Origin of the sequence: Streptomyces corynorhini (genome assembly GCF_003346515.1) — a bacterium.
Taxonomy (GTDB): domain Bacteria; phylum Actinomycetota; class Actinomycetes; order Streptomycetales; family Streptomycetaceae; genus Streptomyces; species Streptomyces corynorhini.
In genome coordinates this window covers 1-9764 of record NZ_QQNA01000327.1, presented here as the reverse complement: position 1 = coordinate 9764, position 9764 = coordinate 1, and the positions used below count along the sequence as shown (strand labels likewise).

The following is a 9764-nucleotide window of genomic DNA, read 5'->3' as shown; positions in this document are numbered from 1 at the left end:
CCGGGTCCGGGGCCGGGCGGAGACCGATGGGGGGCACGATCTACTTTGGTCGGGTTCCGGGGACCCGAGGTGTGTTCATAGGGTCGTACGTATGACAACACCAGCTCCGCCCGGCCCCGGACCCGGCCGTCTGAGGGACGTCGACGCGCTGCGCGGCGTCGCGCTGTTCGGCATTCTGATGGTCAACATCACCTTCTTCGCGAGCGGTTACACCCTCGCGATGGTGCCCGACCCGGCCCGGGGGGCCTGGCACGACGAACTGGCCGAGGGCGTGGTCCGGTTCTTCTTCGAGTCGAAGTTCTATCTGCTGTTCGCGTTCCTCTTCGGCTACAGCCTCACCCTCCAGATCGACTCCGCCGCCGCGCGTGGCCGCGCCTTCCGGCCGCGGTTTCTGCGGCGGACCGGGGCGCTGTTCCTGCTGGGCGTCGCCAACGCGGTTCTGCTGTTCTACGGCGACATCCTCATGACGTACGCCGTGTTCGGCCTGTTGCTGTTCCTGATGCGGGGGATCTCGCCGCGCCGGGCGCTGTGGGTGGCGGGGATCGTCACCGGAACGATCGCGCTGGTCTTCCTGGGGCTGGCGACGCTCGTGGCGCTGGTCGACGGCGCCGCCCTGACCGCCACCCCCGCGGAACACGCCGCGTCCCTCGCCGAGGGCCGCGCCAGCACCGAGGCGATGCGGGGCGGCATGGGGGCGGTGATCGGCGAGCGGGTGTCGGCGCTGGCGGGTGTCGTGCCGCTGACCCTCTTCTTCCAGGGGCCGCTGGCGTTCTCCGCCTTCCTGGTCGGGCTGGCCGCCGGCAAACGGCGGGTCCTCGCCGAACCGGCGCGCCACGAGCGGAGGCTGAAGCTGATCCAGGGCGTCGGATTCCCGGTGGGACTGGCCGGCTCGGTGTACTACACCCTCGCCGGGAGCGACGACCTGTTCGCCGAGACCAGCGTCCTCGTCACCGCGCCCTTCCTCACCGCCGCGTATGTCGCCACGCTCCTGCGCGTCTTCCGCACCGGGCGTGGCGCCCGGCTGGCCGAGGCGCTCGCCCGGCCCGGTCGGATGGCGCTCACCAACTACCTGAGCCAGTCGCTGCTCTGCGGGCTGATCTTCACCGGTATCGGGCTCGGCCTCGTCGGCCGGGTCCCCTACGCCGGGGTCATCGCCATCGCACTGGCGATCTACGGGATACAACTGGCGTGGAGCGCCTGGTGGTTGAAGCGGTTCCGGATGGGGCCCGTCGAGTGGCTGCTGCGGGCCGCCACCTACCTGGAGCGGCCCGCGCTGCGCGTACGGCGCGATCCCCCTGCCCAGCGGGTGCTCTCGCTGTCAGACTGAGACGACGAGTGACCGGCGACGAGTGACAGACGACGAATGTCCGGCGACGAATGTCCGGCGACGAGTGACCGGCGAAGAATGACGGGTGACGGGCGACGGGGGAGGGGCACATGGCGCGCGGGCAGCCGTCGATGGCCGAGCTGATCCGGCGGCGCCGCAGCACGGGCTTCATCGGGCGCCGCGACGAACTCGGCGCCTTCCGCGACAACTTCGGCCACGCGCCCGAGGACGAACGCCACCGTTTCCTGTTCCACATCCAGGGCAACGCGGGCGTCGGCAAGACCTTCCTCGTCCGGGAGCTGGAGCAGGCCGCCCGCGAACGCGGCGCGCTGACCGCGTACGTGGACGAGTCCGTGAGCAGCGTGCCGGAGGCGCTCGCCGGGATGGCGGAACAACTCCAGCGCCAGGGGCACCCGTTCAAGAAGCTCGAACGGCTGCTGGCCACGTACCGGGAGCGACGGCACGAGGCCGAGTCCGCGGCGGCCCCGGTGTTCGCCGCCGGGCCGCCCGGCGCCTCCGCCGGTCCCGGCTCCCCGGGTCCCGGCTCCCCGGAGCCCCGGCGGCCCTCGGCCGGCTCCGCCGCCATGGCCACGGCGGGCGTGATCGGGCTCGGGATGGTCCCCGTCGTCGGGCCGTTCGCCGGGGCGCTGGACGCCGACCGGCTCGCGTCCGGGGCGGACCGGCTGCGGGCCACGCTGAGCGCGCGCTTCCGCGACCAGGCGGACGTACAGCTCGTCCTCGCGCCCGACCGGGTGCTCACCCCCGTGTTCGTCGACGAGCTGGCCGAGGCGGCGCACGACGCGCGCTGGATCGCGCTCTTCTTCGACACGTACGAACGCACCGCGCCCTTCCTGGACGCCTGGCTGCGCGAGCTGATGACCACCGAGACGTACGGCGCGCTGCCCGTCCAGGTGGTGGTGACCGTCGCAGGGCAGCGCCCCTTCGACGCCGCCCGCTGGGGCGGCTTCGCGGACTTCATGACCGAGCTGCGCCTCGAACCGTTCACCGAACCCGAGACGCGCCGCCTGCTGGCGGGAAAGGACGTGACGGACGAGTCCGTCGTCGCGGAGATCCTGCGGCTCTCGGGCGGGCTGCCCGTCCTCGTCTCCACTCTCGCGGAGAACCAGCCCTCCGACCCCGCCGACGTCGGCGACCCCAGCGCCACCGCCGTCGAGCGCTTCCTCAAGTGGGAGCAGGACCCGGCCCGCAGATCCACGGCCCTCGCCTGCGCGCTGCCGCGCGGGCTGGACGAGGACGTGTTCCGCGAGGTGCGGCAGTCACTGGACGATCCGGAACGTGCGGACGTGGCCGCGCTCTACGACTGGCTCCGCGCCCTGCCCTTCGTGGCCCCCAAGGACGGCGGAGTCCGCTACCACGACGTCGTACGGGGCCCGATGCTGCGCCTCCAGCGCGCCCGCTCGCCGCGCGCCTGGGCCGAGCGCCACACCGCGCTCGCCGCGTACTTCGCCGACCTGCGGACAGCGGCCGGAGCCGATCTGCGCGCCGACGAGCGGTGGGAGCGCGCGCACTGGCGCGCTCCGCGCTTCGAGGAGACGTACCACCGCCTGTGCGCCGCACCGCGCGCCGCGCTCGCCGACGCGCTGCTCGACGTGGCCGAGGGCTGCCGCGAGGGCGTGGCGACGGCACGCCGGGCGGCGCGGGTGCTGGCCGAGGCGGGCGAGGACTCCGGCGACGCGGAGGTACGGGAGTGGGGGCGGCGGCTGGTGGCCGCGCTCGGCGACGACGAGGGGGGCGTCCTGGCGCCGCTCGGCCTGCTGCTCGACCGGCCGGGGCCGGGGCTGGCCACGGCGGGGCGGGCGGTGGCGCACGAGGTGCGGGCGCGGGAGCTGCGCCGTGACGCGGACTACGAGCGGGCCCTCGTCGAGTACGGCCGGTCGCTCGAAGCCGACCCCGGCTACTACCGGGCCCATCACGGCCGCGGATTCACCCACATGCTGCACGAGGATCTGCCGGCCGCGCTGGCCGACCTGAGCCGCGCCGACGAACTCGCCCCCGGCACCCCGTGGATCCTCGGCGACTACGGAGCCGCGCTGCGCTTCGTCGACCGGTACACCGACGCAGTCGCCGTGCTGGACCGGGCCGTCGCGTTCGTACCGGCCGACCGCGACTACCTGTACACGCGGGGAGTCTGCCGGAGGGAACTGGGGGATCCGACCGGGGCGCTGGTCGATTTCGACCGGGTGCTCGAACTGGACGACGCGGACGTGGGCGCGCGCACCAGCAGGGCCCAGGTGCTGGGTGAACTGGGCGAACTGGACCGGGCCCTGGCCGAGCTGGCCCTGGCCGAGGAGATCGCCACCGATCCGGCGTCGGTCCCGTACGAACGAGGTGAGCTGTACCGGCGGGCCGGGCGTCACGAGGAGGCGGAGCGAGAGCTGAGCCGGGCGCTGGCCCTCGCCCCCGACACCCCCCTCGCGCTGATGTCCCGTGGAGCGGTCCGGTACGAGCGGGGACGCTTCACGGAGGCGCTGGCCGACTACGAGCGGCTTGCCGAGCGCGAGCCGAAGAACGCGTTCGCGCTGTCCCTGAGCGCCAGGGCGCGTGAGGCGCTGGGCGATCTGCCGGGAGCCCTGGCCGATCTCAGCCGCGCCGTCGAAAAGGCTCCGACCTTCGACCTCGACTGGCTGGGGCGTGGCCGGCTGCTGGCTCTGAGCGAGCGGCACGAGGAGGCGGTGGCCGATTTCGGCCGGGCCCTGGACCTGACCCCCGATCTGGGCTTCGCCTTCGTCTACCGAGGCAGGTCCTACCGCGCGCTGCACCGGCTGGGCGACGCGCTCACCGAGTTCAACCGGGCGACCGAGGTCCGTCCGGAGTACACATGGGTGCAGCGCGACCGGATCACCATCGCACTGGCCATGGGACGGCTCGACCTCGTCCGCGCGGAACTCGGCTCCTGCGCCACCCGGTACCCGAACCTCGCCCGGTGGGCGCGGGCGCGCCTGCACCTCCTCGGCGGACAGCCCGCCGAGGCGCTCGACGAGCTGGACGCGCTGGAGTACCCGGACGACGACAACGATGACGACCTGCGGCTACGGGCCGAGGCGCAGCGCCGCACCGGCCGGTGGGACGCCGCGCACGCCACGGCGGAGCGGTTGCGGAGCGACGACCCGTTGTTCGGGGTGCTCGCCCGAGCCATGACCGTGACCGCGCGGTCGGGTGCCCAGGCCGCGGCGACCGACTGGCGGGCGGTGGAGCGGGCGGTGGAGGTGGCGGCGCGGACGCCGCGGCCGGAATGGGTACGGGCGTACGCCACCGCGCTGAGTGCGACGGCCGGGGCCGACCGGCCGCGCCTGGACGTGGTGCTCGCCGAGGCGCTCGCGCTCGCATGGCACTGGGACGACCTGGCCGATCTGGTCCGCCACTTCGAGGAACTGCTCCACGCCCCCGGCATCGACACCGCCCTCCTCCGCCCCCGCCTCGCCCGCCTCACCGCCGCGCGGGACGCCGTGGCCGCTCGCTGGGCGTAACCGTTCCGTCACCCGTTCATCGCCGAACCTTTGCACTCCTTCGCGGCGCCCCAAAAGCGACCTCCCGGACGACGGACCCCCATACCGGCTCCGTGATCCTTAGGCTTGCCTAAGGCCCGTGCTCAACGCCCTGTTCCCCTTCGATTACAGTGCTGCGCAGCCGCTGCGAGGCACAGGGTGAGGGAGGGGCGCGTGAGCACACCGTCCGGTGCCGTCTGGGGCCGTGGGGAGCAGCAGGACTTCCGTAGCCGGGTACGGGGCTGTCTGCTCGGCGGTGCCGTGGGCGACGCGCTGGGCGCGGGGGTGTCCACGCTCACGCTCGACGAGATGCGGGCCGCGTACGGCGGCGACGGTGTGGTGGACCTCGTACCCGCCTACGGGCGCAGGGGAGCGGTCACCGCGGCCACGCAGCTGACGCTGTTCACCGTGGACGGGCTGATACGCGCGCAGATCCGCCGGGACACCGGCGCCTGGCATCCGCCCACGGACGTCTACCGCTCCCATGTGCGCTGGGCCGCCACGCAGCGGGACTGGGGGCCCGATCTGCGCCGCAAGGACACCGGCTGGCTCGCGCAGGAGGAGTGGCTCTACGCGCGCAGGGACCCGACGATCTCCACCCTCACCGGGCTCGGCGACGACGTCATGGGCTCGCTCGACCGGCCGAAGAACCCCATCGCGCGGGACCCGGGCGCGCTGGTGCGGTCCGCGCCGTTCGGGCTGCTGGTCGGCTGGGAGCCGCAGTTGGTGGGGCAGCTGGCGCTGGAATGCGCGGTGCAGACGCACGGCTCCCCGGGCGCGTACCTCGGGCCCGGCGCCTTCGCCGTGATCGTGCACGCGCTGGCGCGCGGCGAGACGCTGGAGGCCGGGGTACGGCGGGCCCTCGCCCTGATCGCGCCGCAGCCCGGCAACCAGCCCGTCTCCGAGGCGCTCCAGCAGGCGCTGGCCGCCGTGCGGCAGGGCGTACCCGGGCCGGAGACGGTCGCGTCGCTCGGCGAGGGGCGCACCGCGGAGTCCGCGCTCGCGGTCGCCGTGTACTGCGCGCTGGTCGCCGAGGACGTACGCCACGGGCTGCGTCTCGCCGTCAACCACGACGGACCCTCCGCCGCCACCGGCACCCTGTGCGGGGCGCTGCTCGGCACCCTGCACGGGGAGACGGCGCTGCCGCCCGCGTGGGTGGCGGAGCTGGAGGGCCGGTCCACGGTGCTGGAGATCGCCGACGACTTCGCCATGGAGATGACCCAGGGGCGCGCGCTGCACGGCCCGGAGGACACCGCGTCGGGCTGGCTGACGCGGTACCCGCGCGGCTGAGGCCGTCCCTTCCCCGACACACCGCGCCGTACCCCGCGCCTCCGTAGGCCGTACGCGGTAGGCCGTAGGCCGTGGGCCGTCAGGTGCCCGAGCCCGCGTCCCCGGCCCCGGCCCCGTCTCCGTCTCCGCGCTCCCGCGCCGTCGCGCCGTCTCCCGGCTCCGTCCGCGTCGGTGTCTTCGCCTGCGCCTGCGCGGGCACCCGCAGAGAGGCCGCCGTCAGACCCGAACCGTCGCCGTCGCCCTGCCCGTTGATCCGGGCCAGCAGCACATCGCGCTCCGGGGTGTCCTCCGGCTTGAGGAAGCCGATCGCGATGTACAGCACCAGCGACACCGCCAGCGGCACCGAGACCTGGTACTGGAGCGGCACCCCGCCGTCCACGTTCCAGTTGATCGGATAGTTGACCAGCCAGAAGGCCAGCAGCCCCATCGCCCAGCTGACGATCGCGGCCGTCGGTCCCGACCTGCGGAACGTCTTGAGCAGACCGAGCATGAACGGGATCGCGATCGGGCCCATCAGACCCGCCACCCACTTGATCACGACGGTGATGATGTCCTTGAACGTCGGCGAGTTGACCTGGGTCGCGATCGCCATCGACAGCGCCAGGAACGCGATGGTCGACAGCCGCGCGGCCACCAGCGCCGCCCGCGCCGACCAGTCGCGGGCCGCCCTGGACAGGACGGGCGCGATGTCCCGGGTGAAGACGGCGGAGATGGCGTTCGCGTCCGAGGAGCACATCGCCATCGTGTGCGAGAAGAAGCCGACGATGACCAGGCCCAGCAGCCCGTGCGGCAGCAGCTGTTCGGTCATCAGCGCGTACGAGTCCGACGCGTCCGGCTTCTGGGCCTTCACCAGCAGCGGCGCGCACCACATCGGGAAGAACAGCACCAGCGGCCAGACGAGCCAGAGGATCGCGGAGAGCCGCGCCGAGCGGGTGGCCTCGCGGGCGCTGGAGGTCGCCATGTAGCGCTGCGCCTGGTTCCACATGCCGCCGTTGTACTCGAAGGTCTTGATGAAGAGGAACGCCAGCAGGAACGTGACGGTGTACGGGCCCGCCGTCGGCTCCGCGTGGCCGTCGGGGAGCTTGTCCCAGACCGTCCACAGGGCGCTGAAGCCCCCGAGCTTGCCCATCACGGCGACGAGCATCGCGATACCGGCGAAGAGCTGGATGACGAACTGCCCGAGTTCGGTGAGGGCGTCGGCCCACAGCCCGCCCACCGTGCAGTAAATGCCCGTGATCACGCCGGTGATGAGGATGCCCTGATGGAGGGAGATACCGGTGAAGACGGAGAGCAGGGTGGCTATGGCGGCCCATTTGGCGCCGACGTCGACGATCTTGAGTAACAGCCCCGACCAGGCGAGGGCCTGCTGCGTCTTCAGGTCGTACCGGTTCTTGAGATATTCCAGCGGCGACGCGACGTGCAGCCGCGAGCGCAGCCGGTTGAGCCGGGGCGCGAAGAGTTTCGCGCCGATCCCGATCCCGATCGCGATGGGCAGGGACCAGGTGACGAACGAGGTAACGCCGTAGAGATAGGCGATACCGGCGTATCCGGTGAACATCACCGCGCTGTAGCCGGACATGTGATGCGAGATGCCCGACAGCCACCAGGGCATCTTGCCGCCCGCGGTGAAGAAGTCGCTGACGTTGTCCACCCGCTTGTGCGACCACAGGCCGATCGCGATCATCACGCCGAAATACGCGATGAGCACGGTCCAGTCCAGGCTGTTCATATCCCCTCCAGGGGTTCCGCCTTATGAACATGGAGCGCTTCGTCCGTGCTTCATTTATCGCCTGGTTCGGTGGTGGGTCAAGGGTTCGCACAGCGATGGCTGGTCATGGACCTGAACCACGGTCACGGGGTCGAACCGCTGGATCCGCGCTGCTTTGCCCGTTCTTGGCGCGTCCGGGGCTTGCCCGAGGGGGGTGCGCGGGCCATGCTCGCGGGCATGGCCGAGCCCCCTCGGCCAGGACGGCGGACCGGTCGAGAGGGCTCTTCTGCGGTGCTTGTCGCGGGGTGCCGCGGCCTCAGTCGAGGTCGATGGCGCCCTTGCTCATTTCCTGCACGAACGTGTTCCATGAGGTCGGTACGAAGGAGATCGACGGCCCCTCGGGGGCCTTCGAATCCCGGACGGCAATGGCCTGGACGATGGGGGACTTGACCTCTACGCAAGCGCCGTTTCCGCCGGAGTACGAGGACTTCGTCCACGTGTCCGTAGCGCCCTGAAGAATTGCCATGTTCGCTCCGGTTCAGCAAGTGAAGGAAAATAGCGCCAACTTCTTGTTGGCATGATCGACGCTACTCGCCTCACTCGATGGGCGGGGCAGCCGTTCACTCGTACTGATGGCTTATGCCGGGAGAGCCTTCCCGAGGAGGTGTGTTGAGGTGTACATTGCCTCCGCTGTGCGGGTCGAACGGGGTGAATTCGGCATTCCCTCCCAAAGCGGTGAGGGCCGCGTTCTCTCGCTCCCGGTCGGTCTGCCCTCTCGTGTCCCGGCTTGTGCCCCTGCTGGTACCCCTGCTCATGTCTGGTCCCGTGCCTGGCCTTGCGCCTGGTCCCGTGCCTGCGCCCATGCCCGTGCGGCCCTCGGCTCCGGGGCGGGCGCTTCCTCAGAGGGCGTATTCCTTCACGATGTCCTCGATGAAAACGCGCGTCTGATCGACATTCAGCGCCTGGGCGCGCAGATGTTCGTACATCACGCTGTACCGCTGCACGTCATTCGCCTTCTCCAGATAGAGGTCGCTCGTCACGCCCTCGATGTACACCACGCTGGAGTCGGCGGCGTCGGGGAATTCCAGAATCGCGTAGTGCCCGGTGATTCCGGGGTGCGCGCCCATCTCGAAGGGCAACACCTGCACGGTCACGTGCGGCAGCTGCGACTGCTCGACGAGATGCTCCAACTGCTCCCGCATCAGCTGCTTGTTGCCGACCACCCGGCGCAGCGCCGCCTCGTCCACCACGGCCCAGAGCCGCAGCGGGTTGTCCGGCGTGTTGACGCGGTCCTGGCGGCGCATCCGTACCCCGACGCGCTTCTCGACGTCCGGGACCGCCGACTCGGGCAGCGCGCCGTTGATCAGGGCCTCCGCGTACGACCGGGTCTGGAGCAGCCCCGGAACGACCTGGGGCTCGTACACGCGCAGCGAGGCCGCGTCCGTCTCCAGTCCGATGTAGACGCTGTACGGGATGTCGCCGAAGGCGTGCCACCAGCCCTGCTGGCGGGAGTCCTTGGCCATTTGCATCAGCGAGTCGACGATGCGGGTGTCCTCGACCTCGTACACCCCGCAGAGGTCGCGCACATCGCGCTGGCTGATGGAACGACGGCCGTTCTCCAGCCGGCTGATCTTCGACTGGGACACCAGCAGGCGCTCCGCCACCTCTTCGGCCGTCATGCCTTTGAGTTCGCGAAGCCGCCGCAACTCCTGGCCCAATCGGCGTCGCCTGACGGTGGGATTGACGTTGGACGCCACGGGAAACTGCACCTCCGGCTGCGTAGCTGTACGTATCTACTGCTCAGCAGACTGCCACCAAAGGTCCCAACTGCGCTGGGAAATGACCACAGAGGTGAATGCGCCGGTCTGCGCGGTTCGTCGCACGCCGGTCCGCGCGCCCTCGCGCCGGTCCGCGCGCGGACCGGCGTGCGACG

6 protein-coding genes are annotated in these 9764 nt (G+C 71.4%); 3 read left to right on the top strand and 3 right to left on the bottom strand.

Annotated features, from left to right (window positions below; translation table 11 throughout):
* The first annotated feature begins 91 nt into the window (after positions 1 to 91).
* From DVH02_RS30925 to DVH02_RS30915, 3 genes are all read left to right on the top strand, one after another.
* Positions 92 to 1327 carry a DUF418 domain-containing protein gene (locus tag DVH02_RS30925; RefSeq protein WP_114627157.1) on the top strand — a complete coding sequence of 412 codons (1236 nt, stop codon included), beginning with the start codon at positions 92 to 94 and terminating at the stop codon, positions 1325 to 1327.
* A gap of 110 nt (positions 1328 to 1437) precedes the next feature.
* Positions 1438 to 4815: an ATP-binding protein gene (locus tag DVH02_RS36850; protein ID WP_267899090.1), complete on the top strand. Its 3378-nt coding sequence runs from the start codon at positions 1438 to 1440 to the stop codon at positions 4813 to 4815.
* A gap of 192 nt (positions 4816 to 5007) precedes the next feature.
* A complete protein-coding gene (locus DVH02_RS30915) occupies positions 5008 to 6123 on the top strand; it encodes an ADP-ribosylglycohydrolase family protein (protein WP_114627156.1) in 1116 nt (371 codons plus the stop codon).
* A gap of 79 nt (positions 6124 to 6202) precedes the next feature.
* Here DVH02_RS30915 and DVH02_RS30910 read toward each other — a convergent pair whose 3' ends face one another.
* The 3 genes from DVH02_RS30910 to DVH02_RS30900 form a co-directional block, all read right to left on the bottom strand.
* Positions 6203 to 7852: a sodium:solute symporter family protein gene (locus DVH02_RS30910; protein WP_114627155.1), complete on the bottom strand. Its 1650-nt coding sequence runs from the start codon at positions 7850 to 7852 to the stop codon at positions 6203 to 6205.
* Between the two features lie 295 nt (positions 7853 to 8147).
* Complete coding sequence (locus DVH02_RS30905; RefSeq protein ID WP_114627154.1) at positions 8148 to 8357, bottom strand: DUF397 domain-containing protein; 210 nt, start codon at positions 8355 to 8357, stop codon at positions 8148 to 8150.
* Between the two features lie 373 nt (positions 8358 to 8730).
* Positions 8731 to 9588 carry a helix-turn-helix domain-containing protein gene (locus DVH02_RS30900; protein WP_114627153.1) on the bottom strand — a complete coding sequence of 286 codons (858 nt, stop codon included), beginning with the start codon at positions 9586 to 9588 and terminating at the stop codon, positions 8731 to 8733.
* Positions 9589 to 9764 lie beyond the last annotated feature (176 nt).